22 protein-coding genes are annotated in these 23,690 nt (G+C 70.7%); 4 read left to right on the top strand and 18 right to left on the bottom strand.

Features of this window, described 5'->3' with window-relative positions; genetic code table 11:
• Positions 1-181: 181 nt before the first annotated feature.
• Genes guaA through ACSW7Y_RS00950 form a run of 5 tightly spaced genes read right to left on the bottom strand, consistent with a single transcriptional unit; the run spans position 182 to position 5,040 of the window.
• A complete protein-coding gene (gene guaA / locus ACSW7Y_RS00930; RefSeq protein ID WP_438124484.1) occupies positions 182-1,777 on the bottom strand; it encodes a glutamine-hydrolyzing GMP synthase in 1,596 nt (531 codons plus the stop codon).
• Positions 1,774-2,220 carry a DUF3817 domain-containing protein gene (locus tag ACSW7Y_RS00935; RefSeq protein WP_290133622.1) on the bottom strand — a complete coding sequence of 149 codons (447 nt, stop codon included), beginning with the start codon at positions 2,218-2,220 and terminating at the stop codon, positions 1,774-1,776. Before ACSW7Y_RS00935 ends, guaA begins: the two co-directional genes overlap by 4 nt.
• A 10-nt stretch (positions 2,221-2,230) precedes the next feature.
• Complete coding sequence (locus ACSW7Y_RS00940; protein WP_438124485.1) at positions 2,231-3,010, bottom strand: SURF1 family cytochrome oxidase biogenesis protein; 780 nt, start codon at positions 3,008-3,010, stop codon at positions 2,231-2,233.
• A 5-nt stretch (positions 3,011-3,015) separates the two neighbouring features.
• Positions 3,016-4,506, bottom strand: a complete 1,491-nt coding sequence (locus ACSW7Y_RS00945) for a cation:proton antiporter (RefSeq protein WP_438124486.1) — start codon at positions 4,504-4,506, stop codon at positions 3,016-3,018.
• 3 nt (positions 4,507-4,509) lie between these two features.
• Positions 4,510-5,040, bottom strand: coding sequence for a cation:proton antiporter regulatory subunit (locus ACSW7Y_RS00950; RefSeq protein ID WP_058725426.1), 531 nt, complete (start codon positions 5,038-5,040; stop codon positions 4,510-4,512).
• Positions 5,041-5,153: 113 nt separating this feature from the next.
• Here ACSW7Y_RS00950 and ACSW7Y_RS00955 point away from each other — a divergent pair, with 113 nt between their 5' ends.
• The gene (locus ACSW7Y_RS00955; protein ID WP_438124487.1) at positions 5,154-5,657 is read left to right on the top strand and encodes a hypothetical protein; all 504 of its coding nucleotides are present in this window, start codon (positions 5,154-5,156) and stop codon (positions 5,655-5,657) included.
• Between the two features lie 63 nt (positions 5,658-5,720).
• On the opposite strand, the gene ACSW7Y_RS00960 is transcribed toward ACSW7Y_RS00955, so the two are convergent.
• The 10 genes from ACSW7Y_RS00960 to ACSW7Y_RS01005 form a co-directional block, all read right to left on the bottom strand.
• Positions 5,721-7,592, bottom strand: coding sequence for a glycerol-3-phosphate dehydrogenase/oxidase (locus ACSW7Y_RS00960; RefSeq protein WP_438124488.1), 1,872 nt, complete (start codon positions 7,590-7,592; stop codon positions 5,721-5,723).
• Between the two features lie 33 nt (positions 7,593-7,625).
• Positions 7,626-8,747: a GuaB3 family IMP dehydrogenase-related protein gene (locus ACSW7Y_RS00965; protein WP_290133616.1), complete on the bottom strand. Its 1,122-nt coding sequence runs from the start codon at positions 8,745-8,747 to the stop codon at positions 7,626-7,628.
• Positions 8,748-8,756: 9 nt separating this feature from the next.
• Entirely contained in the window at positions 8,757-9,875 is a 1,119-nt protein-coding gene (locus ACSW7Y_RS00970) for a D-alanine--D-alanine ligase family protein (protein WP_438124489.1), read from the bottom strand.
• Positions 9,872-11,125 (bottom strand): alanine racemase, encoded by a 1,254-nt coding sequence (alr, locus tag ACSW7Y_RS00975; RefSeq protein WP_438124490.1) that lies wholly within the window; start codon positions 11,123-11,125, stop codon positions 9,872-9,874. Before alr ends, ACSW7Y_RS00970 begins: the two co-directional genes overlap by 4 nt.
• 29 nt (positions 11,126-11,154) lie before the next feature.
• On the bottom strand, positions 11,155-11,802 hold the full coding sequence (locus tag ACSW7Y_RS00980; RefSeq protein WP_438124491.1) for a M15 family metallopeptidase: 648 nt from the start codon (positions 11,800-11,802) through the stop codon (positions 11,155-11,157).
• Positions 11,803-11,877: 75 nt separating this feature from the next.
• Positions 11,878-12,093, bottom strand: a complete 216-nt coding sequence (locus ACSW7Y_RS00985) for a hypothetical protein (RefSeq protein WP_438124492.1) — start codon at positions 12,091-12,093, stop codon at positions 11,878-11,880.
• A 186-nt stretch (positions 12,094-12,279) separates the two neighbouring features.
• Positions 12,280-13,107, bottom strand: a complete 828-nt coding sequence (locus tag ACSW7Y_RS00990; protein WP_438124493.1) for an ABC transporter ATP-binding protein — start codon at positions 13,105-13,107, stop codon at positions 12,280-12,282.
• A complete protein-coding gene (locus ACSW7Y_RS00995) occupies positions 13,104-13,988 on the bottom strand; it encodes an ABC transporter ATP-binding protein (protein ID WP_058725420.1) in 885 nt (294 codons plus the stop codon). Before ACSW7Y_RS00995 ends, ACSW7Y_RS00990 begins: the two co-directional genes overlap by 4 nt.
• The gene (locus tag ACSW7Y_RS01000; RefSeq protein ID WP_058725419.1) at positions 13,981-14,967 is read right to left on the bottom strand and encodes a branched-chain amino acid ABC transporter permease; all 987 of its coding nucleotides are present in this window, start codon (positions 14,965-14,967) and stop codon (positions 13,981-13,983) included. The genes ACSW7Y_RS00995 and ACSW7Y_RS01000 overlap by 8 nt, the downstream gene beginning before the upstream one ends.
• Positions 14,968-14,978: 11 nt before the next feature.
• On the bottom strand, positions 14,979-16,190 hold the full coding sequence (locus ACSW7Y_RS01005) for a branched-chain amino acid ABC transporter permease (RefSeq protein ID WP_438124494.1): 1,212 nt from the start codon (positions 16,188-16,190) through the stop codon (positions 14,979-14,981).
• A 454-nt stretch (positions 16,191-16,644) separates the two neighbouring features.
• On the opposite strand from ACSW7Y_RS01005, the gene guaB reads away from it, so the two are divergent.
• Positions 16,645-18,147, top strand: coding sequence for an IMP dehydrogenase (guaB, locus tag ACSW7Y_RS01010; protein ID WP_290133608.1), 1,503 nt, complete (start codon positions 16,645-16,647; stop codon positions 18,145-18,147).
• A 235-nt stretch (positions 18,148-18,382) separates the two neighbouring features.
• On the top strand, positions 18,383-19,717 hold the full coding sequence (locus ACSW7Y_RS01015; RefSeq protein ID WP_438124495.1) for an ABC transporter substrate-binding protein: 1,335 nt from the start codon (positions 18,383-18,385) through the stop codon (positions 19,715-19,717).
• A gap of 213 nt (positions 19,718-19,930) precedes the next feature.
• Here the strand turns inward: ACSW7Y_RS01015 and rarD are convergent, their stop codons facing one another.
• Both rarD and groES read right to left on the bottom strand, forming a co-directional pair.
• Positions 19,931-20,893: an EamA family transporter RarD gene (rarD, locus tag ACSW7Y_RS01020; protein WP_438124496.1), complete on the bottom strand. Its 963-nt coding sequence runs from the start codon at positions 20,891-20,893 to the stop codon at positions 19,931-19,933.
• 224 nt (positions 20,894-21,117) lie between these two features.
• On the bottom strand, positions 21,118-21,414 hold the full coding sequence (groES, locus tag ACSW7Y_RS01025) for a co-chaperone GroES (protein WP_022904625.1): 297 nt from the start codon (positions 21,412-21,414) through the stop codon (positions 21,118-21,120).
• A 159-nt stretch (positions 21,415-21,573) separates the two neighbouring features.
• Between groES and ACSW7Y_RS01030 the strand changes: the two genes are divergently transcribed.
• Entirely contained in the window at positions 21,574-22,776 is a 1,203-nt protein-coding gene (locus tag ACSW7Y_RS01030) for a class I SAM-dependent methyltransferase (protein WP_438124497.1), read from the top strand.
• Positions 22,777-22,839: 63 nt separating this feature from the next.
• Here ACSW7Y_RS01030 and ACSW7Y_RS01035 read toward each other — a convergent pair whose 3' ends face one another.
• Complete coding sequence (locus tag ACSW7Y_RS01035) at positions 22,840-23,625, bottom strand: DUF4190 domain-containing protein (protein WP_438124498.1); 786 nt, start codon at positions 23,623-23,625, stop codon at positions 22,840-22,842.
• Between the last annotated feature and the right edge of the window lie 65 nt (positions 23,626-23,690).

The following is a 23,690-nucleotide window of genomic DNA, read 5'->3' on the forward strand; positions in this document are numbered from 1 at the left end:
GAGATTCCACGACTCGCCGCTCACGTCCGTCGAGGTTCCAGGGACCACAAGCAAGGGGCGTCGAGGTGCCAGCATTTCGGAACCTCGACGAATCGGCCCGGCACGCACGACGCACCGGGCCCGGACACACGAGGGCCCGGCACGCAGTCCGCGTGCCGGGCCCTCGTGTGTCAGGGAGTGGCTACTCCCACTCGATCGTCCCCGGCGGCTTCGACGTGACGTCGAGCACGACGCGGTTCACGTCCGGGACCTCGTTCGTGATGCGGTTCGAGATCTTCGCGAGGGTGTCGTAGGGCAGGCGCGTCCAGTCGGCGGTCATGGCGTCCTCGGAGGACACCGGACGCAGCACGATCGGGTGGCCGTAGGTGCGGCCGTCGCCCTGGACACCCACGGAGCGGACGTCGGCGAGCAGGACGACCGGGCACTGCCAGATCTCTTCGTCGAGGCCGGCCGCGGTGAGTTCCTCGCGGGCGATCTTGTCGGCGGCACGGAGCAGCTCGAGGCGGTCCTTCGTGACCTCACCGACGATGCGGATACCGAGCCCCGGGCCGGGGAACGGCTGGCGTCCGACGATGACCTCGGGCAGCCCGAGCTCGCGGCCGACCGCGCGGACCTCGTCCTTGAACAGCGTGCGGAGCGGCTCGACGAGTTCGAACGTCATGTCCTCGGGCAGGCCGCCGACGTTGTGGTGCGACTTGATGTTCGCCGTGCCGGAACCGCCACCGGACTCGACGACGTCGGGGTAGAGCGTGCCCTGGACGAGGAACTTGACCTCGCCCGAGTCGGAGTCCGACGCCGCGGCATCGGCGCGGGCTTCGAGCACGAGGGCCTCGGCCGCCGCCTCGAACGTGCGGATGAACTCGCGGCCGATGATCTTGCGCTTCTGCTCCGGGTCGCTCACACCGGCGAGCGCGTCGAGGAACTGCTGCTCGGCGTCGACCGTGACGAGCCGGACGCCGGTCGAGGCGACGTAGTCCTCTTCCACCTGCTTGCGCTCGTCAGCGCGGAGGAGCCCGTGGTCGACGAAGACGCACGTGAGCTGGTCACCGACGGCCTCGTGCACGAGGGCAGCGGCCACGGCCGAGTCGACACCACCGGAGAGCCCGGCGATCACGCGTGCGGAACCGACCTGCTCCTTGATCCGCGCGACCTGCTCCTCGATGACGTTGGCGGAGTTCCAGTCACCGGGGAGTCCGGCGGCGCGGTGCAGGAAGTTCTCGAGCACGGCCTGCCCGAACACCGAGTGCTTGACCTCCGGGTGCCACTGCACACCGTAGAGCTTGCGCTCGTCGGAGGCGAACGCGGCGACCGGGGTCGAGGCGCTCGACGCGAGGACCTCGAAGCCCTCGGGAGCCTTCGCCACGGAGTCGCCGTGCGACATCCACGTGACCTGGGACGCCGGTTGGTCGCCCAACAGCACGCTGTCGGTGCCCGTCACGGTGACGTCGGTCGCGCCGTACTCGCGCTGGCCGGTCTGGGCGACCTCACCGCCGAGGGCGGTCGCCATGGCCTGGAAGCCGTAGCAGATGCCGAGCACCGGGACGCCGAGGTCGAGGATGTCGCCGTCGAGGGACGGGGCGCCTTCCTCGTAGACGGACGACGGACCACCGGACAGCACGATGGCCGAGGGGTCCTTCGCCTTCACCTCGTCCGCGGTGATCGAGTGGGGGACGATCTCGCTGTAGACGTTGGCCTCACGCACGCGACGAGCGATGAGCTGCGCGTACTGGGCTCCGAAGTCGACGACGAGGACGGGACGCTGGTCGGTCTCGCTCACCGAGCGGCCTCCTTCTCGCGCTGCTGGGCAGCGGTCAGCTCGTGGTAGGTGTCCATGGCCTTCTGCTGCATGCGGTGCTCGACGACGAAGGACATGAACGGGATGATGCCGCCGAGGGCGATGAGCAGGAAGCGCGAGGGCCTCCAGCGCATGATGCTCCACAGACGGAAGTCCGTGAAGAGGTAGAGGACGTACAGCCAGCCGTGCGCGATGAGGATCGCGATCGACAGGTTGAACGTGCCGGGGGCTTCGCCGGCCGTACCGTTCGGGACGAAGAACGGGCCGTTGCCGAGCTGCATCTCGAGCTGCAGCGGCGTGTACTTGATGATGACCTCGACCACGAGGGCCAGGAGCAGCACACCGGTGATGTACGCGGAGACGCGGTACCACTTCACCGCGCCCGGGATCTTCGGGACGTCGCGCGGTCGGACGGTCAGAGCCATATCGGCCATCCTACCGTCGGTCGACGAGGGCACCGTCGGCGCTGTGGAGGCGCTCACGGCGGTCCTCTTCCTCGCGCTCCCAGGCGTCCTTGACGAAGCGGTACCAGAGGAAGACGGCGAACCCGGCGAACACCGCCCACTCGACCGCGTAGAAGAGGTTGAGCCAGTCGAACTGGACCTCACGCGTCGGGGCACGGTCGGCGATGGTGCCGAGGTCGGCGGCCTTCGCGGTGGACCCGTCGGCGACCACGTACCCGAGGTACATCCGGTCGTCGAACTGCTTCCAGGTGTTCACGAACCGCGCCGGCGCCACGGCGGAGTACTCGCCCTTGTCGTAGGTGTCCTGGTCCGGGGACTCTTCCGGGTACAGGCGGCCCTCGATGGTCATCGTCTGCCCGTCGGCGAGTCGGTCACCGCCGGCGACGGCTGCGGAGCGCTGGTCGGACCAGCCGATCACGACCGGGAGGCTCGCACCGGTCCCGGAGTCGACCAGGTGTCCGACGGTCTGGTACGTCCCACCGCCGCTGCGGCCCGTCAGGACGGTCGTGTCACCCGCGACGAAGGTGCCGGAGACGGTGACCTTCTGCCCTGCGAGGGCCTCGGTGACGGGCTTCATCGGCGCGAGGGCGTCGTCGAGCGCCTGCCGGGTCTCGGTGGTCGCGGGCAGGGGCTTCCCGTTCTGGATGCTCCGCTCGAGCTGCCACTTGCCGAGGAACGCGAACACCGCCGCGAGCACGAGCGCCAACAGCAGCAGCGCGATCCACTTCGGTCGTCGGGCAACGGCCCACATCTGTATCAGTACTCCGGATCGCGCTGTCGCACCGGGCGTTCCAGACGCTCGGCGGGGATCTCCACCGACGAGGTCACGGGTTCGTCGCGGGGCTCCGGTGCACCATTCTCGCGCTCTTCCCTCCCAGCGGCCTCCACGAGCGCGAACTCCTCCGCGAACTGCCGGTCGCGTTCGGCACGACGGGCGGCCCGGGAGGCGTCCTCGTCGGCGACCCCGGCCTCCGCGGCGGAGTCGATCGCCTCGTCGAGCGCGGGTCCGGACGCTCCGACCGGCACAGCACCGCCACGGCGCCCGAGTCGGGCGCGGAGGCGCTGGCGCAGCCGCGCGACCCGCGCCGGACGCACCACGAGGCGGCCGATGCGGTCCGAGTTCACGGCGAGCAGCGGACCCAGGACGGCCATGACGAGGACGTAGAGGCCCGCGAACGCGGTGATCCGCGCCTCCAGGCCGGCGGCGGCCGAGAGTGTCGCGAGGATCAGCGCGAACTCGCCGCGGTTGACCAGGATGACCGCGGTGTTGATCCCCTGCTGGACGTTGAAGCCGTTCATGCGGGCGACGATCTGCCCGGCGACGGCGTTGAGGACGACCGTCATGCTGATCGCGCCGAGGACCGGCCAGAGCACCTCGCCGAAGGTCGACAGGTCGAGGCCGAGGCCGAAGTTCACGAAGAAGAACGCCGCGAAGACGTCGCGCATCGGCAGGGCGAGCTGCTCGATGCGGTCGCGGTACCGCGTGGCACCACAGAGCAGGCCGATCACGAACGCACCGATGGCGTCGGTCACGCCGAGGATCTCGCCGATGCCGCCGAACATCACCGCGAGTCCGAAGAACAGCACCGTGAAGAGCTCGTCGTCGCGGGTGGCGAAGATCCGGGAGACCCACTTGCCGGCGAACCGGGCGAGGGTGAACATCACGATGAGGAAGCCGAACGCCAACGCGAGCTTCCCGACGACGCCCCAGATGTTCGTGTCGCCCGAGAGCACGACGGACACGATCGCCAGGTAGATGGCGATGAAGACGTCCTCGATGACGGTGACGCCGAGGATCATCGGGGTCTCGTCGTTCGCGAGCCGCCGCAGCTCGATGAGGAGCTTCGTGACGATCGCACTCGACGACGTCGCGGTCATGCCCGCGATGATCAGGGCCTCGCGGGTGCCCCAGCCGAGCGAGAACCCGAACGCGAAGCCGATCCCCATGTTGATGGCGACGTACGTGCCACCGGAGACGAGGAGCTTGCCGGCGTTGCCGTAGAACTCCTCCTGGTCGAACTCGAGCCCGAGGTTGAACAAGAGGAGCACGAGGCCGAACGTCGCGATCAGCTCGATCGTGTGCGACTCGACGTTCAGCCCGATCCACGGCGTGTGCGGGCTCGCGATGAGCCCGACGACCATGTAGATCGGGATGGCGGGCAGACCGATGGTCTTGCCCAGGCGTCCGAGGACGTAGGCGATGACGAAGAGCACACCGATGGTGAGCAGCTCACCACCCAGGTGCACGCGCTAGCTCCGGCGCGGGGCCTCGGCCGAGGCGGCCGCAAGCTCTCCGCTGCGGTAGAACGAGAAGGCCTTCGCGACCTTCTCGGGCGCGCCCGCGACGACGATGGTGTCGCCGGGGAACACGACGAAGTCCGGGGAGGGAGCGGGGTTGGCGCTGTCACCACGGACCACCGCGACGACGGTCAGGCCGATGAACCCCGAGTCGTGGAGGTCGCCGAGGGGCTTGCCCGCGATGGCGTCCTCGTAGTCGACGGAGAACCAGTCGATGCTGAGGCCGGGGATCTCGTCGAGCTTGTCGAGGCCCTCGGTGATGCGCGTGCCGCCGAGCAGCTCCGCGAGCGTGTGCGCTTCGTCCTCGCTGAGGCGGAGCGACACCTTCTCCGACTTGTCCGCGCCGTCCGAGACGTCCGCGAAGGAGATGAGGTCGGAGTGTCCCGACCGGTGCGTGATGACACCGCACTTGCCACCGTCGTCGGTGTAGAAGCTGTGCAGCACGCCGACTCCGGGGAGCTTGACGCGATGGACGTCGACCATGAGATGGCCTCCCTTTCCGAGTACCACGATGATAACCACCGGCGGTGGCCGCGCATTCCGGGTCATCCGGGCGACGGACGCGTGCCGTACCGTGCCCGGTCTAGCGTCGGGGGATGCAGCGTTCTCGGGGGGTCGTGGCCGTCGCCGGGGTGTCGGTCGTCGCGGTGTACGCCGCGCTGCTCGTACTCGTCCAGCTGGTGCTCGATCCGCTGGCGGCGGTCCCGGGGCGGTCGCTCGCCGCGATCTACGCCGAGCTCGAGCGGCAGGGGTTCCACACCGGTCTCGACATCGTGGTCGTCGTCGGCGTCGGTCTGGTCGGGATCCTGCTCGCTGCAGGAGTGCAGTGGGTCCTCGCGGAGCAGCGGGCACCCCTGTTCGCGATGGTCGCCGCGAACCTCGGCGTCCTCGCGGCCGGGATCTTCCCCGCGTGGGCGAGCGGGACGGCCCTGGGGATGGACGTCGCGGACGCCTTCATGGTGGGCGGCGGGTACCACACCGCGTGGTTCACGGTCCTGGTCGGCATGAGCACCGTAGGCCTGGCGGCGCTCCCCTTCGTCCTCGTCGTCGGGCAGGCGGTGCACGTCCGACGCAGCCGACGCCGGACGCGGGCCGCCTGACGGGCGCGCACCGCGCCTCCAGGCCGGTCTGGAGGCACGGTGCGATTCGGCGACGTCCGTCGCCTACCGGGGTTCGCTCGTCTTCTCCCCCACCACCTGCTCGTCGGACGCCTTCGCACCGTCCGCGCCGCTCGACCGGCCACCGCCGACGACGACGTCGTCCTCGTCGAAGCCGAACGCGATGTCGGGCGCCTCGAGGCGGACGCGGTCCGCCGACTCGTCGTCGGGCTGGAGCTGCGACTCGCGCTCGGCGGCGACGCGCTTGAGGTAGTTCGAGACCTCGTTCTCGGTGGTCTCCTGGTCCCAGCCGAGGACGTCGGCCATCAGCTTCGCCGCGACCGGGGCCGCCGACTCCCCGCGGTCCCACGCTTCGATCGAGATGCGGGTGCGGCGGGCGAGGACGTCCTCGAGGTGCAGTGCGCCCTCGTGCGAGGCCGCGTACACGACCTCGGCGCCGATGTAGTCGTCCGCCTGGGGCAGCGGTTCGGCCAGCGACGGGTCCTGCTCGACGAGCTGCAGGACCTCGGTCGCGAGGGTCCCGTAGCGGTTGAGCAGGTGCTCGATCCGGACCTTGTGCACGCCGACCTGCCGAGCGGTGCGACCGCGGCGGTTCCACGCGGCCGGGTACCCCTCGGCACCGAGCAGCGGGATGTCCTCGGTCGTCGACTCCGGGATCCTGCCGTCCATCGCGGCGACGGCCTCGTCGATGGCGTCCTTGCCCATCACCCGGTACGTCGTCCACTTGCCACCGGCGACCACGACGAGTCCGGGGGCGGTGTGCGCGACGACGTGCTCACGGCTGAGCTGCGAAGTCTGGTCGGACTCCCCGGCGAGCAGCGGGCGGAGGCCGGCGTACACGCCCTCGACGTCCTCGCGGGTGAGCGGGACGGCGAGCACCTTGTTGACGTGCTCGAGGATGTAGTCGATGTCCGCCGCGGTCGCCGCCGGGTGGGCCTTGTCGAGGTTCCAGTCGGTGTCGGTGGTGCCGACGAGCCAGTGCCGGCCCCACGGGATCACGAAGAGGACGCTCTTCTCGGTGCGGAGGATCATGCCCGTGTTCGACTGGAAACGGTCGCGCGGGATCACCAGGTGGACGCCCTTCGACGCGCGGACCTTGAACTGCCCGCGGGTGCCGACCATCGCCTGCGTGTCGTCGGTCCAGACGCCCGTCGCGTTGACGACCTGCTTGGCGCGGATGTCGAACCTCTCGCCGGTCTGGATGTCGTGCGCGTGGGCACCGACGACGCGTTCCCCGACCTTGATGAAGCCCTCGATGCGGACCCGGCTCGCGGCGTGGGCGCCGTAGGACGCGGCGGTGCGGACGAGTGAGGCGACGTAGCGCGCGTCGTCGACCTGGGCGTCGTAGTACGTCATGCCGCCGACGAAGGCGTCCTTCTTCAGGCCCGGCATGTTCTTGAGCACCTGCTTGCGGCTGAGGTGCCGGTGGTGCGGGACGCCGGGCGGGCGGCCGCCGGACCAGCTGAACACGTCGTACATCGCCATGCCGATGCCGATGTAGAAGCGCTCCCACACGCGGTGGTTGAGCGGGTAGAGGAAGCGGACGGGCTTCACCAGGTGCGGGGCGATGCGCTGGAGGAGCAGGCCGCGTTCGATCAGTGCCTCGCGGACGAGCGCGAAGTTGAGCTGCTCGAGGTAGCGGATGCCGCCGTGCACGAGCTTCGACGACCGGCTCGACGTGCCCGATCCCCAGTCGCGTGCCTCGACGATGCCGACGCTCAGACCACGGGTGGCGGCGTCGAGCGCGCTCCCGGCGCCGACGATGCCACCCCCGACGACGAGGACGTCGACCTCGTGCTCCTTGAGCGCAGCGATCGCCGCTGCGCGTTCGTCGGGGCCGAGCTTCACGGTCGGGTCGAACCCGACACCGCCGGGCAGCCCGTCGGTCGTGGTGCTGGTGGTCGTTGCCTTCGCCATGGTCGCCTCCGGTTCACGGTCGGCGCCGGAGCGTCACTGCTGGTGGTACGGCGCCACGACCACTTCTACTCGCTGGAACTCCTTGACGTCGGAGTATCCGGTCGTCGCCATCGACCGACGCAGCGCGCCGACGATGTTCGCGCGGCCGTCCCACGTGGGGGTCGGGCCGTGCAGGACGTTCTCGAGCGGGGCGATCGTGCCGACCTCGACCCGGCGCCCGCGGGGCAGCTCGGGGTGGTGCGCCTCGGCGCCCCAGTGGAAGCCACCGCCGGGAGCCTCGGTCGCGCGGGCCAGCGCGGTGCCGAGCATGACGGCGTCGGCTCCCACGGCGATCGCCTTGACGACGTCGCCGGCGGTGTCGAGCCCGCCGTCGGCGATGACGTGCACGTACCGGCCGCCGGACTCGTCCATGTAGTCACGTCGGGCACCGGCGACGTCCGCCACCGCGGTCGCCATCGGCGCGTGGATGCCGAGCGCGGCCCGGGTGGTCGACGCCGCTCCCCCGCCGAAGCCGACGAGGACGCCGGCGGCACCGGTGCGCATGAGGTGGAGCGCCGACGTGTAGGTCGAGGCGCCGCCGACGATCACCGGGACGTCGAGCTCGTAGATGAACTTCTTGAGGTTGAGGGGCTCTTCGTCCTGCGAGACGTGCTCGGCGGAGACGGTCGTGCCGCGGATGACGAACAGGTCGACACCGGCGTCGACGACGGTCTGCGAGAACTCCTGCGTGCGCTGCGGGCTGAGGGAGCCGGCGACGGGGACACCCGCCGCGCGGATCTCGGCCAGGCGCGCGGTGATCAGCTCGGCCTTGATCGGCTCCGAGTAGATCTCCTGCATGCGCTTGGTGACGTTGCCGTCGGCGAGGGCCTTGATCTCCTCGTAGTACGGCGCCGGGTCCTCGTAGCGGGTCCACAGGCCCTCGAGGTCGAGCACGCCGAGGATGCCGAGCTTGCCCATCTGGATGACCGTGGCCGGGGAGGCGACGGAGTCCATCGGGGCGGAGAGGATCGGCGACTCGAAGGTGAACGCGTCGATCGTCCACTGCACGCTGACGTCGCGCGGGTCTCGCGTGCGTCGCGAGGGGACCACCGCGATGTCGTCGAACGCGTACGCCCGTCGTCCGCGCTTGCCTGCACCGATCTCGACTTCACTCACGCGCACAGCCTAGCGGGCGGCCTCCGCGGGGGTCCCCGACCGGGTGGACGGTGCCGGACCGCTCGTCGCGGCCGTCGTGCGGGCCGCCGTGCCGGCCGTCGTGCGGGCCGCCGTGCCGGCCGTCGTGCGGGCCGTCGTGCGGGCCGTCGTCCGCAGGGCCGTCTCGACCAGCTCCGACAGCAGGTCGGGGTAGTCGATGCCGACCGACGCGAACATCTTCGGCAGCTGGGACTGCGCGGTCAGGCCGGGCATCGTGTTCACCTCGTTGAGCACGACCTCGCCCTCGGGGGTGACGAAGCAGTCCACGCGCGCGAGACCGGCGCAGCCGAGCCGGCTGAACAGGATCCGGGCGACCTCCTCGATGCGCTCCGCGACGGCGGGGTCGAGCAGTGCGGGCAGCACGAACCGGGCGGACCCGTCGTACTTCGTGTCGGCGTCGAAGAACCCGTCCGCGTCGTTCAGCACCTCGAGCGGCGGCCCCACGACGAGCTCGCCGTCCGGGCGTTCGAGCACGGCGACGTCGACCTCGCGCCCGGTGACCATCCGCTCGATGAGCACGCGGTCGTCGTGGGCGAAGGCCTCGGCGAGCGCGGCGTCGAGCTGCTCGGGCACGTCGACGCGGCTCACGCCGAAGCTCGACCCGCCCGTCACGGGCTTGACGATCCACGGCAACGGACCGACCGATGCTCCGAGCGTCGTCGCGTCCGCACCCAGACGCTCGTCGCGCGTCCGCAGTGCGCCCGGTGCGACGGCGACCCCGGAGGCCTCGGCGACGAGCTTCGTCACCCACTTGTCCATCGCGATCGCCCCGGCACCCACGGGCGACCCGACGACCGGGACCCCGGCGAGCTGCGCCAGAGCGGCGAGCGAGCCGTCCTCGCCGTCCGGTCCGTGGACCGCGGGGAAGACCACGTCGGCGGAGGCGAGCACGGCGGCGGCCTCGGGGAACGAGCACGGCAGGTCGGCGGAGCGCCACCCGCCGTCACGGTCGATCGTCAGCCGCACGACCTCGTACCGGGTCGGGTCGAGGGCGGCCGCGACGGAGGCGGCGCTCGCGAGCCCCACCCCGTGCTCGCTGTTGGCACCCCCGCCGATGACGACGACGCGGACGGGCTCGGTGGTGCTCATGCGGTACTCCTGCTGTTCGTGGTGTCGACGGTGCGGGCGATGCGGCCGCCGAGTCCGGTGACGATCTCGTGGGCGTTCGTGTCGGCCCAGGTGGCCCAGTCCGCGGCCGTCGGCCCGGTGCCGCCGGACCGACCCGCGGGACCGGCGGTGCCGGTCGGGCTGGCAGCGTCGGCGGGTCCGATCAGCGTGGCGAGCTCTCCCGCCTCCACCGGCGGCGCAGGCACCCCGGTCACGTCGAGCACGACCTGGTCCATGTTGATCCGACCGACCACCGGCACCAGGAGCCCTCGGAGGCGCACCCGCGCGGACCCCGACGCGGCGCGGGGCACCCCGTCGGCGTACCCGACCGGCAGCACGGCGAGCACGGCGTCCCGCGGCGCGGTCCACGTCCCGTCGTAGCCGACCGGGGTGCCGGCACGGACCGAGCGCACCGCGACGACCGGCGCGGTGACCGTCATCGCGGGGACGAGCCCGGCGTCCGAGGGGCCGATGCCGACGAGTGCCGCACCCACCCGCACGGCGATGCCGGTGAGGTCGGCTCCGGCGAACGCCGCCGGGGTCCCGCCGAGGTGGAGGTCGACGGGGTGCCCGAGCGTGAGGTCGGCCGCGAGTCCGGCGAGCCGCAGCAGGGTCGCCGCTCGCGCCGCCGAGGCCCGGTCGGCGTTCGGCACGTGCCCCATCACCGCGCGCACGACGACCTCCCCGGCGCGTTCGGCGGCGGCCGCGGCGTCGAGGAGGCCTTGCCAGCGGTGGGGTTCGGCGCCCTCGCGGGCCATGCCGGTGTCGACGTGGAGGTGCACGACGACGGGGGTGCGGGCGAGCCGTCCGGCGATCGCGACGGCAGCCAGCGTGTCCTCGTCCCCGACCGCGACCTCGATCCGCTCCTGTGCGGCGGCGGCGAAGTCGGCACCGGGGAGGTGCAGCCAGCACAGGAGGCGGGCGTCGATGCCGGCAGCCCGGAGCGCGAGTGCCTCGGCCAGCGTGGCGGTGCCGAGCGCGACGGCACCCGCGGCGAGCGCCGTGCGGCCGACGACCTCGGCACCGTGTCCGTAGCCGTCGGCCTTCACCACCGCGACGAGCTCGTGCCCACGGGCGGTGACCCGGCGGACGTTCGAGGCGATCGCGGCGGGGTGCACGGTACGGAGCGGCACGACCGTCCGGGACGTCGCCACCCGATCGGGCACGACCGTCGGGGACGTCGCCACCCGATCGGGCACGACCGTCCGGGACGTCGCCACCCGATCGGGCACGGCTGCCGCTACCGGCGCCGCCCCGGCGATCACGCCACCGCTCCCGACGCAGCAGCGGGGACCGCTTCGTACCGTGCAGCGGCGGCACCGGTCCGGTACGCCCAGTACCGGTCGCCGTGGCTCCAGTGCCACCACTCGGTCTCGTAGTTGACCATGCCGACCGGCTCGAGGACCGAGGCCAGCACCGCTCGGTTCGCCCGGGCCTCGTCGTCGATGTCCGGGGAACCGGTGAAGCACCTGCCGCCGCTCTGCTCCGGGGTGTCGTCGATCGCCGTCCCCATCCAGAGCCGGGCGCCGTCGTCGTCCACGAGCGTGCAGTCGACCGCGGCCCCGGCGACGTGCGGCGCGGCCTGCGCGGGTGCGACGAAGCGGGAGACGAGGTCGTCGAGCTCGCCGGCGGTCGCGTCGGGGTGCAGTGGAGTCAGGGTCGCGCGGTAGTCGTCGATGATCGCGCACTGGGCTTCGAATGTGCGGTACCCCTCGACGACGAGCAGGTGCACACCATCGGGGAGCGCTCGGTCGGCACGGGCGAGACGGTCGGCCACGCCGAGCCGGACGAGCCCACCGGGACCGGACGACGCGCTGCGCACACCGCGGTCGGCCAGGCGCACCAGCGGCTCGCCTACCGGGCGGACGGGGACCGCGAGGACGCGAGGGTCGTTGATGAGCGTGGTCACCTCATGATGGTGGCAGCGCTGATGTTCCAGCAGATCGGTTGCTCGGCTGATCTGCGCTGGTCCGGGAGGATGACCTCAGGATCGTCCGCGGGACCGACGCTTCCTGAGGATCCGCAGTGCGAGACCGAGGAGGACCGCGAGCACGACGAGGACGACGAGGAGCACCGCGGCGACCTTCACGAGCAGTGCGGCGCCGACGAACAGCGCCACGAAGAGCAGCCAGACGACGGCGTCCAGCGCGCGAGGACCGAGCGGACGGAGTCCGGGCGGACGGGAGCCGGAGGTGCGCACGCGCGCAACGGTAGCCGACCGGCGGGGCCGACCCGTGCCTCCAGGCCGGTGTGCGGCGCGGCCGACGGCGACCGGGTGACCGACGCGCCCGGTCTCGGGAATGGGGCCGTGCGGCGCGGAGCGTCCACGCACGGCCCCACCCGGTGCGGATCCCACCCCCACAGCGGGACCCGCGGCCGACCGGCGCTACCGCGCCGAGTCGACGTCCTTGGCGAGCGTCCCCAGGTAGAGCTCGATGACCTTCGGGTCGTCGGCGAGCTCGCGCCCGGTGCCCGAGTACGCGTTCCTCCCCTGGTCGAGCACGTACCCACGATCGCAGATCTGCAGACAGCGTCGCGCGTTCTGCTCCACCATGATGATCGACACACCGGCCTTGTTGATCCGGCGGGTCCGGATGAACGTCTCGTCCTGCCGCACGGGTGAGAGGCCGGCGCTCGGCTCGTCCAGCAGCAGCACCTTCGGGTCCATCATGAGCGCCCTGGCCATCGCGACCGACTGACGTTCACCGCCACTGAGCGACCCCGCCCGCTGGTTGCGCCGCTGCGCGAGCACCGGGAAGAGGTCGTAGATGACCTCGAGGCGCTCGGCGAACTTCCGGGGCCGGAGGTACAGCCCCATCTGGAGGTTCTCCTCGATGGAGAGCGACGGGAACACGTTGTTCGTCTGCGGGACGAAGCCGACGCCCGCCTGGACGAGCTTGTTCGCCTTGAGGTTCGTGATGTCCTCGCCCTGCAGGCTCACCGAGCCCTCGCGGATGGAGACGAGCCCGAAGAGCGCCTTGAGGAGCGTCGACTTGCCGGCACCGTTCGGGCCGATGATGCCGATGAGCTCGCCGGGGTAGCAGTCGAGGTCGCAGCCGTTGAGGATGTTCACGCCGGGCAGGTAGCCGGCGACGAGGTTCTTGGCGCTCAGGACCGGCTCGCGGTCCAGGGTGGCGGTCGCCGCCTGCGGCGCTCCCCGCTCTTCCGGACTGGAGGCAGGGCTCGCGTTCGTGGGGTCCGTTGCGTCGGTCATCGGGTCGCCTCCTGCTCGTCTTCTTCCTTGACCTCTTCGGCGAGCTCCTCGTAGGTCTCCTCGGTGAGGAGCGAGTCGTCGCCCAGGTCGGTGTCGTGGTGGGCGCCGAGGTACGCGTCGATGACGGCCTGGTCGTCCATCACGGTGTCCGCCGGCCCCTCGGCGACGACCTTGCCCTCGGCCATCACGACCACCCAGTCCGAGATGTGCCGGACCATGTGCATGTCGTGCTCGACGAACAGCACGGTCATGCCGTCGTCGCGGAGGGACTGGATGTGTCCGAGGAGCGACTGGGTCAGCGCCGGGTTCACGCCGGCCATCGGCTCGTCGAGCATGATCATCGTCGGGTCGGACATCAGCGCGCGGGCCATCTCGAGGAGCTTCCGCTGGCCGCCCGAGAGCGAGCCGGCGTAGTCGTCGGCCTTCGTGTCGAGCTTGAAGCGGGCGAGGATCTCCTCGGCCTTCGCGGTGATCGCCCGTTCGCGGGGCCGCCAGAGCGCCGGGACGAGCGCGGCGAAGAAGTTCTCCCCCGGCTGGTCGCGGGCGCCGAGGAGCATGTTCTGCATCACCGTGAGCCGCGAGAGCGCCTTGGTGAGCTGGAACGTGCGGACCATGCCCTTGTTCGCGATGTGCGTCGCGCTCGTCTTCTGCAGCGTGTCGCCGTTGAAGCGGGTCGTCGCGCCGGGGCTCGGCTTGTCGAACCCGGTGAGCAGGTTGAAGAACGTGGTCTTGCCGGCGCCGTTCGGCCCGATCAAGGCGGTGATCGAGCCGCGCTGGACCTCGAGGTGGTCGACGTCGACCGCGGTCATGCCGCCGAAGCGTCGGGTGACGGTGTCGACCGTGAGGATCGGGTCGGCCTTGGGGTGGCTGTACTCAGACACTGAACGTCAGCTCCTTCTTGTTGCCGAGGAGTCCCTGTGGACGGAAGACGATGAGGAGCATGAGCGCGACGCCGACGAGCACGTAGGAGAACTGCTCCGCCTGCTGCTGGTTCATGATCGAGTCGGGGATGAAGTCGCTCGCCACCGTGCGGATGAAGAGCCGGACGACGAAGAACAGCACCGCGCCGAGCACCGGCCCGAACACCGTCGCCGCGCCGCCGAGGATGAGCGCCGTCCAGATGAAGAAGGTCATCGAGCGGCCCATGGCGTCGGGCTGGACGGAGCTCGGCAGGACGTAGATGACGCCGGCCAGGGCTCCGAGCGCGCCACCGAACACGAGCGCCTGCATCTTGTACGAGTAGACGTTCTTGCCGAGGGAGCGGACGGCGTCCTCGTCCTCGCGGATCGCCTTCACGACACGGCCCCACGGGCTGCGCATGAGGAGGAAGAGCACGAGGGTGAACAGGGCGACGAGGCCCCACGCCGCGAGTCGGATCCACCAGCCGTTGACGCCGTTGTTCGAGTACGTGAACCACAGGATCGTGGTGGTGCCGTCCGGCAGGGGGCTGATCGCGTTGAACGGGTCGCGGTAGGTCGAGCCGGCGATGCCGTTCGAGCCGCCGGTCGTGTCGGTGAGCAGGCTCGACCGGCCGACCATGCGGATGATCTCGGCGCCGGAGATCGTCACGATCGCCAGGTAGTCGCCGCGGAGCCGCAGGGTGGGGATGCCGAGGATGATCGCGAAGACGATCGCGATGGCGAGGGCGATGAGCACCGCCACCACGAAGGGCAGCCCGTTCGTGATCGAGATCGCGAAGCCGTAGGCGCCGAGCAGCAGGAACGCCGCCTGGCCCATGTTGACGAGCCCGGTGAGGCCGAAGTGCACGTTCAGGCCGATCGCGGCGAGGGCGAACGCGGCCGTGGTGGGTGCCAGGGCCTCCTGGCTGAGGCTGCTGAGCAGGTTGACGAAGTAGTCCATGACGCGCTCCCTTAGCCGATCCGCTCGGCGCGGCCGAAGATGCCCTGCGGCCGGAACAGCAGGATGAGGATGAGGATCACGAGGGCCGTCGCGTACTTGAAGTCACCCGGCAGCACGAGGTTCGTGAGCTCCACGACGATGCCGATGATCATCGAGCCGACGAGCGCCCCGTACGCGGTGCCGAGACCGCCGAGGGTCACCGACGCGAACATGAGGAGCAGCAGCTGGAGGCCGGTCTGCCAGTTCACGCCGTTCAGCACGAGGCCGAGCATGACGCCGGACAGGCCCGCGAGGCCGGCGGCGAGCGTCCAGACGAACCGGATCACCCGGTCGACGTCGATGCCGGACGCCGCGGCGAGCGCCGGGTTGTCCGACACCGCACGGGTCGCCCGGCCGAAGCGGGTCTTGGCGAGGAAGAGCCCGGTGGCGACGAGCACGACGAGCGCGATCGCCATCGCGACGTAGGACTGCACCGTGAGGGTGATGCCGGCGAACGACACCGTCTCCGGGTTGCCCTGCTGGATCCGGACGGTCGCGGCGCCGAAGAAGTACTGGAAGGCGTACTGCGCGGCGATCGACAGACCGATCGTGACGATCATGAGCTGCGTCAGGCTGATCCGCTTCCGACGGAGTGGGCGCCAGATCGCGGCGTCCTGCAGGTACCCGGTCGCGGCGCACAGCAGGGTGACCACGATGCCCGTCACCCAGATGTTCCAGCCGAGCTGGTTCGCGAAGACGTAGGCGAGGAGCCCGCCGAGGGTGACCTGCTCGCCGTGCGAGAAGCTCGAGAGCCCGGTCGTGCCGTAGATGAGCGAGAGGCCGATCGAGGCGAGCGCGATGAGGAGTCCGAGCCGGATGCCGGAGGCGAACTGCTGCCAGGCACGCGTGAAGCTGAAGCTGCTCGTGTCCGCCTGGGTCGTCGCGCCCTGCTGGTCGGAGAGCTGGAAGATCTGCCCGACGTTGGCGTTCAGCGTCGCGGTCACCTTCCGCTCGGCGTCCGCGGCGTTCGTCAGGTACTGGCCCTTCGGCAGGGAGTCCTGGTCGACGCTGACGGTGTACTGCCCCGGCGTCGTGATCGTCACGGACCAGCGACCGGAGTCGTCGGTCGTCGCGGTCTGGGCGAAGCCGCCGGCACCCGCGACGTCCACGGCGACACCCGCAGCGGGATCCCGCTCGGAGTCGAGGATCGTGCCGCGGATGCACCCGTTCGTCGGGCTGACCACGCACGGGCCGCTCGGCGCCGACGTGCTGGCGCTGGCGGAGGGACTGCTCGTCGCCGCGTGGGCCGCGGGCGACACTGCCCAGTCGACCGCGAAGGTGGCGAGGAAAGCGAGGAAGAGTACTGCGGCGAGGACCAGGCGGCTGCGGCCTGGCGCTCCTCGGCGGAACCGGCGCCGCAGCGCTGATCCCGGCGGAGTGATGGAACCCACGGATGAGCCTCTCGTTCGGATAGTCGAGGACCCTAGGGAGTTTTTGTGTCCCCCGTGTTTCCACCACGTTCCCTGGAGAAATCGTGCCCTGACCGTGATCCTGCACAGGTTCTGCGGTCGCGTCCGGTCCGGAATGCGCGCCCACGCCCGCGCGTTACCATTGCTCATCCGGAACCCGTCGCTGCGTTCCCGGTGTCTCGACCACTTCAGGTGCCGCCCCACGGCACCCAGCCCACGAAGGGGACTCATGGACCAGCCGGATCCGTTCGGATTCATCGGACTCACGTACGACGACGTCATGCTCCTGCCCGGGCACACCGACGTCATCCCGAGCGAGGCGTCCACGACGTCCCGGCTCACCAAGCGCATCCAGGTGCACGTCCCGCTGCTCTCCGCAGCGATGGACACCGTCACCGAGGCCCGCATGGCGATCGCGATGGCGCGCCAGGGCGGCATCGGCATCCTGCACCGCAACATGTCCATCGCGGACCAGGCTGCAGCGGTCGACAAGGTGAAGCGCTCCGAGTCGGGCATGATCACGAACCCGGTGACCACCACCCCGGACGCCACCGTGGCCGAGGTCGACGCGATCTGCGGCCAGTTCCGCGTCTCGGGCCTGCCCGTGGTCGAGGGCGACGGCAAGCTCGTCGGCATCATCACGAACCGCGACATGCGCTTCGTCGCCCCGTTCGAGCACCAGACCACGCTCGTGCGCGACGTCATGACGAAGGCGCCGCTCATCACGGCCCCGGTCGGCATCGACCCCGACGACGCCGTCGCGATCTTCGCCGAGCACAAGATCGAGAAGCTCCCCCTCGTGGACGAGTCCGGTCGCCTCAAGGGCCTCATCACCGTCAAGGACTTCGACAAGAGCGAGAAGTACCCGGACGCCACGAAGGACGACGCCGGACGCCTGCGCGTCGGTGCGGCCATCGGCTTCTTCGGCGACGCGTGGCAGCGCGCGACCGCCCTGCTCGAGGCCGGCGTGGACGTGCTCGTCGTCGACACCGCCAACGGCGAGAGCGAGGGTGTGCTCGACATGGTGCGCCGGATCAAGGCCGACCCGGCGTTCGCGGGCGTCGACGTGATCGGCGGCAACGTGGCGACCCGTGCGGGGGCGCAGGCGCTCATCGATGCGGGCGTGGACGCGGTCAAGGTCGGGGTGGGCCCCGGCTCGATCTGCACCACGCGCGTCGTGGCCGGCGTCGGCGTCCCGCAGGTGACCGCCGTCTACGAGGCCTCCCTCGCGGCGCGCGAGGCCGGTGTCCCGGTCATCGCCGACGGCGGCCTGCAGTACTCCGGCGACATCGCGAAGGCCCTCGTGGCCGGTGCCGACACCGTGATGCTCGGCTCGCTCCTCGCGGGCACGGACGAGTCCCCCGGCGACCTCGTCTTCGTCAACGGCAAGCAGTTCAAGGCGTACCGCGGGATGGGCTCCCTCGGCGCGCTGCAGACCCGCGGCAAGAAGACGTCGTACTCGAAGGACCGCTACTTCCAGGCCGACGTCCCGTCGGACGACAAGCTGATCCCGGAGGGCATCGAGGGCCAGGTGCCGTACCGCGGCTCGGTCGCGAACGCCGTGTACCAGCTCGTCGGTGGCCTGCGGCAGTCGATGTTCTACGTCGGCGGTCGGACGGTCCCGGAGCTCAAGGCCCGTGGCAAGTTCGTCCGGATCACCCCCGCAGGGCTCAAGGAGTCGCACCCGCACGACGTGCAGATGGTCGTCGAGGCGCCGAACTACAGCCGCTGACCCGGTCATCCGAATGCCCCGTTCCTGCTGAGGAGCGGGGCGTTCGCGCGTCCGGGGTACGACGGGGTTGTGCGGCCGCTCAGCTTTCATCACGGGTCTGTAACGAAACATCCAGGGGTGGATGATCGACACACGGGCGAAACAGATCCGCTCTAGCTTTCTCGACATCCCACGCGGAGGACACCGCGCTCGACCCGATGCGGTCCGGCCCCCGCGCAGAGAAAGGGCTCCACGGATGATCAGAACCACCCGTGCCACCTCGGCACTGGCAGTGGCGGGAGTTGCAGCGCTCCTGCTCGCCGCGTGTTCCACCACCTCGGGCGGCAGCTCGCCTTCGGAGTCCGCCTCCGGCGGCGCGAAGAAGGACCCGGCCGCGAGCTGCAAGGCTCCGGACTCCCCCAGCACCGATGCGCTGAAGATCGGCACGATCCTGCCGCTCACCGGTTCGCTCGCCTACCTCAACCCGCCCGCCGAGTCCGGTGTGGGCCTCGCGGTCGAGGACATCAACGCGGCCGGCGGCGTGCTCGGCAAGGACGTCTCGATCAGCCCGGCGACGGACTCCGGCGACAGCAACGACATGACCGTGTCGAGCGCCGCGGCCACCAAGCTCGTCAACGCGAAGGTGCCGGTCGCGATCGGTGCCGAGTCCTCGTCGGTCACGCTCAACGTGATCGACCAGCTGACGAGCAACTGCATCGTGGAGATCTCCCCCGCGAACACCGCGACCGACCTCTCCGGCTACTCGTCGTACTACTTCCGGACGGCACCGCCGGACTCGGTGCAGGGTTCGGCGCTCGGCCAGCTCATCACGGGTGACGGCAACGCCAAGGTCGCGTTCCTCGTCTTCAACGACACCTACGGCACGGGCCTCCGCAACTCGGTCCAGGCCGCGGTCGAGGCGTCCGGTGGCCAGGTCGTCTACGGCGGCAAGGGCAAGGGTCAGGAGTTCCCGCCCGGACAGACCACGTTCTCGTCCGAGGTGACCGCAGCACTCGACTCGAAGCCGGACGCGATCGTCGTCCTGGCCTTCGACGAGACGAAGTCGATCATCCCGGAGCTCAAGGCGCAGAACGCGAAGATGTCGAGCATCTACATGTCCGACGGCAACACCGCTGACTACTCGAAGGACTTCGACAAGGGCACCCTCGAGGGCGCGCAGGGCACGATCCCCGGCGCCTCGCCGAAGGACGACCTGAAGAAGAAGCTCGCCGAGTTCTACAAGCAGTCGTCGGGCAAGGACCTCGCCGACTACTCGTACGCGGCCGAGTCCTACGACGCCACCATGCTCGCCGCCCTCGCCGCGGTGAAGGGCAAGGGCACCGACTCCGGCACGATCCAGGCGAACATGGCTGCGGTCTCCGGCGCGGACGGCGGCACCGAGTGCTCGACGTTCAAGGACTGCTCAGCGCTCCTCGGTGACGGCAAGGACATCCACTACACGGGTCCGTCCGGCATCGGACCGTTCGACGAAAACAACGACCCGTCGAGCGCCTACATCGGCATCTACAAGTTCGACGCGGACAACAAGCCCGTGTACCAGAGCGCCATCCAGGGTTCGGTCTCGAAGTAGGTCCGACCAGGCGGCCCGACCAGTCGGTCCGACCCGGTACGCGAAAGCGACAGTCCCCCGCGGTGCGCCCGCGGGGGACTGTCGCTTTCGCGTTGCGGCCGGCGAGTCCTGTCGCTTTCGCGTTGGGACCGGTCGGCGAGTCCTGTCGCTCTCGCGGGGCGGGTGACGCGGGCACGGCGGGACGGCCGGGAGGCACGGTGCGCGTCCGACGGGTCAGGCCGGGTCCGCCACCGGTGCGGCCTGGGCACGACGCCGCGAGGACCGTGCCGCAGCGAAGCTGTCCACCGTGAGCACGACGAGCGCCAACCACACGATCGCGAAGCCGATCCACCGCTCGGGCGGCATCGGCTCGTGCTGCACGACCACACCGACGAGCAGCTGCATCACCGGCGCGAGGTACTGCGTCAGCCCGAGCGTCGACAGGCTCACCCGCCTGGCCGAGGACGCGAAGAGCAGCAGCGGCACCGCCGTCGCCGGGCCGGTCAGCACCGTGACGAGGACGTGCACCCACCCCTCGCTCGTGAACGTCACCCCACCGCCGAGGCCCGTCGCCCCCATCACCACGAGCGCGACGACCGCGAGCGGCAGCAGCCACACCGTCTCGATCGTCAGGCCGCTCAACGCGTCGACCGTCCCGCCCACGCGCTTCTTCACGAGCCCGTACAGCCCGAACGAGAACGCCAGCGCGAGCGAGATCCACGGCATCTGCCCGTACCCGACCGCGATGACGACGACCGCGACGATGCTGATGCCGACGGCCGCCCACTGCGCCGGACGGAGGCGCTCGCGGAGCACGACCACGCCGAGCGCGATCGTGACGAGCGGGTTGATGAAGTAGCCGAGCGCGGCCTCGACCGTGTGGCCGGAGGTCGTCGCGGCGACGTACACGGTCCAGTTCACGAGGATGAGCACCGCGGCGAGCCCCATCACGAGCATCACCCGGCGCCGGGCGATCAGGGAGCGGGTCCGCACCCACGACCGGGTCACCGCGATCGCGACGACGCAGAACACCAGGCCGAAGACGATCCGCCACGCCACGATCTCGAACGCGCCGGCCGGGGACATCGCCGCGAACAGCAGCGGCATGAGTCCCCACAGCCCGTACGCGACGATCGCCTGGACGACACCGACGGATGCCTCGCTGCGGGCGGGTTGCACGGACGTCGGTTCACTCACGGAACCATCCTAGGAACGAGTGCCGACGCCGCCGACCAGCACCGTGCCTCCCCTCATCGGCACGGCCGCCACGCCGCTGGCGCGTCGCGTCGGAACCGGCGACGTGGGCCCAGGCCGGAACCCGCGGCAGCCACCTGCCGGACCTGGGGCGGACGCACGAACGCCGGACACACGAACGCCCCGTCGACCGGCTGGTCGACGGGGCGTTCGCGGTGTGGGCTGGATCAGCGCACGACGACCGCGAGGACGTCGCGGGCCGAGAGGACCAGCAGGTCCTCGCCCGAGTACTTGACCTCGGTGCCGCCGTACTTGGAGTAGATGACCTTGTCGCCGACGGCGATGTCCAGCGGGATGCGGTTGCCGTTGTCGTCGACACGGCCCGGGCCCACGGCCACGACCTCGCCCTCCTGGGGCTTCTCCTTGGCGGTGTCGGGGATGACCAGACCGGAAGCGGTGGTCTGCTCCGCTTCGACCTGGCGGATGACGATGCGATCCTCGAGCGGCTTGATGCTGACGGCCACGGTGACCTCTTCTTTCTCGGTACTGACTCGGTACAGATGGGAACCGGTTGGCACTACGCACAGGAGAGTGCCAACGCCAACTCTAGGGACAGTCTGGCACTCGGTCAATCCGAGTGCCAGCACGTGTCGGGCTCCCCGGCGACCTGGGAGGATCGTCGGGTGGACGCCGCCGAACTCGCCCAGCTGCTCACCCCCGAGGGGATGGCCCTGCTCGACCGTACCCCGAGTGTCTCCGACGGCGGGGAGATCGTCCGGGTCGTCTCGCGCCTCCGCGGCGAGGGGCACGACCCCGGGCTCGTCGCCGCCGTCCTGACCCAGGCGAAGCTGCGGCAGAAGGCGGGCGCGAAGTTCGGCCCGTTCGCGTCGCGCATGCTCTTCACCGAGGCCGGTCTCGAGCAGGCGACACGGCTGCAGGTCGCCGCGCAGCACGCCGGACGGTTCGCCGCGGCCGGACTGACCCGGGTCGCCGACCTCGGCTGCGGGATCGGCGGCGACGCGATGGCGATGGCCGCGCTCGACCTCGACGTCACCGCGGTGGACCGCGACGAGGTCACGGCAGCGGTCGCCACGCACAACCTCGCGCCGTGGGACTCCGCCCGCGTGGAGCTGGGCGACGCAGCGGCGTTCGACCTCTCCCGTGTGGACGGCGTGTGGATGGACCCGGCACGCCGCACGGCCGGGCACGGGAACACCCGACGCCTGTCCGACCCGGACGACTGGTCGCCGTCGCTCGACACCGTGTTCGCCGCCGCCACCACGACCCCGACCGGCGTCAAGCTCGGACCGGGCATCGACCGCGACCTCATCCCCGACACCGCCGAGGCGCAGTGGGTGTCCGTCGACCGCGAGGTCGTCGAGCTCGCCCTCTGGTTCGGCCCGCTCGCTCGTGACGGGGTCCGCCGTGCCGCGACCGTGATCGGGGCGCACGGGGTCGCCGAGCTGACCGCGGGCGCCGATGCCCCGGACGTCCCCGTCGGCGAGCTGGGGAGCTACCTCTACGAGCCCGACGGGGCCGTCATCCGCGCACGGCTCATCGGGGACCTCGCGCGGTCGATCGACGGCCGCATGCTCTCGGACGGCATCGCGTACGTGACGTCCGACCGCCCGGTGTCGACGCCGTTCGCGCAGGGGTTCCGTGTGGTCGACACGATGCCGCTCGACGTGAAGCAGCTCGCGGCCCGGCTGGCGGCGGACGACGTCGGGACGGTCGAGATCAAGAAGCGCGGGGTCGACGTGGACCCGGCGCAGTTCCGCAAGCGGTTGCGGTTGCGCGGGCGGCGCGCGGTGACGCTCGTGCTCACCCGCCTGGAGGGACGGCACACGGCGGTCCTGTGCGAGCGACTGGGCGAGGTGGCTGGCTGATGACGTCGACGGCGACGGGTGCCCGTCCAGCACGCGCCGCCGTCCGGTCCGCCCCGTCTCGAGCTACCCGATGAAGGCGCCCGAGGTCCCGCCGTCGTCGTGGACGCTGGTCCCGTGCGAGTTCGCGACACCGATGAGTGCGAAGAACGCGACGATGCCGAGGATGTACAGCGCTGTCATGATCCACCCGCCGATGACCCCGGTGAGCGCGAGCCCGCGGCCGCTCTCCCCGGTCTGCTTGATCTTGCCGAGGGCGAGGTGCCCCATGATCGCGCCGGCCGGGCTCGTGAGGATGATGATCGGCCAGATCAGGATGCCGGCGAACGCGAACACGATCGAGAGGATCGAGAGGGTGTTCGTCCTCGGGCGCTGTGCGTAGGGCTGGTAGCCCGCTGCGGCGTACTGGCCGCCGTACTGCTGCTGGCCGTACTGCTGCTGCCCGTACTGCTGACCGCCGTACTGCTGCTGGTTCGGCGCAGCGTACGGGTTGCTCGGCGCGGCGTACGGGTTGCTCGGCGCGGCGTACGGGTTGCTCGGCGCGGCGTACGGGTTCTGTGGCCCGCCGTACCCCGGCTGCTGGCCCGGCGCACCGTGCGGATTCTGGCCGTACGGGTTCTGGCCGTACGGGTTCTGGCCGTACGGGTTCTGGCCGTACGGGTTCTGGCCGTACGGGTTCTCGGGCGGTTGCGGAGCGCTGGGCGGCTGGGGTGCGCTCGGTGCCTCTCCGGGCGCCGGGGTCGACGACGGGTCGGACGCGTGGCTGCCGTCGGGCTGCTGCGCGCCGGGGTACCCGCTGCTCGCCTGCTCGTCGGATCGGCCGGCCCTCGGCCACTGGTTCTGATCGGACACCGCGTCCACCCCTCCCGGTACCCACTCGTCGGACACCGGTCCCCATCGTTCCACACGGAGCCCGA

Origin of the sequence: Curtobacterium flaccumfaciens, from assembly GCF_051548005.1 — a bacterium.
In the GTDB taxonomy this organism is placed as follows: domain Bacteria; phylum Actinomycetota; class Actinomycetes; order Actinomycetales; family Microbacteriaceae; genus Curtobacterium.

Excerpts from the sequence above, each read along its gene's own strand:
- ACSW7Y_RS01015 (WP_438124495.1), top strand. The coding sequence starts at position 18,383 with ATGATCAGAACCACCCGTGCCACCTCGGCACTGGCAGTGGCGGGAGTT.
- ACSW7Y_RS01000 (WP_058725419.1), bottom strand. The coding sequence starts at position 14,967 with ATGGACTACTTCGTCAACCTGCTCAGCAGCCTCAGCCAGGAGGCCCTG.
- ACSW7Y_RS00935 (WP_290133622.1), bottom strand. The coding sequence starts at position 2,220 with ATGGCTCTGACCGTCCGACCGCGCGACGTCCCGAAGATCCCGGGCGCG.
- ACSW7Y_RS00990 (WP_438124493.1), bottom strand. The coding sequence starts at position 13,107 with ATGACCGACGCAACGGACCCCACGAACGCGAGCCCTGCCTCCAGTCCG.
- ACSW7Y_RS00960 (WP_438124488.1), bottom strand. The coding sequence starts at position 7,592 with ATGGCGAAGGCAACGACCACCAGCACCACGACCGACGGGCTGCCCGGC.
- guaB (WP_290133608.1), top strand. The coding sequence starts at position 16,645 with ATGGACCAGCCGGATCCGTTCGGATTCATCGGACTCACGTACGACGAC.
- ACSW7Y_RS00940 (WP_438124485.1), bottom strand. The coding sequence starts at position 3,010 with ATGTGGGCCGTTGCCCGACGACCGAAGTGGATCGCGCTGCTGCTGTTG.
- ACSW7Y_RS00955 (WP_438124487.1), top strand. The coding sequence starts at position 5,154 with ATGCAGCGTTCTCGGGGGGTCGTGGCCGTCGCCGGGGTGTCGGTCGTC.
- ACSW7Y_RS00950 (WP_058725426.1), bottom strand. The coding sequence starts at position 5,040 with ATGGTCGACGTCCATCGCGTCAAGCTCCCCGGAGTCGGCGTGCTGCAC.
- ACSW7Y_RS00970 (WP_438124489.1), bottom strand. The coding sequence starts at position 9,875 with ATGAGCACCACCGAGCCCGTCCGCGTCGTCGTCATCGGCGGGGGTGCC.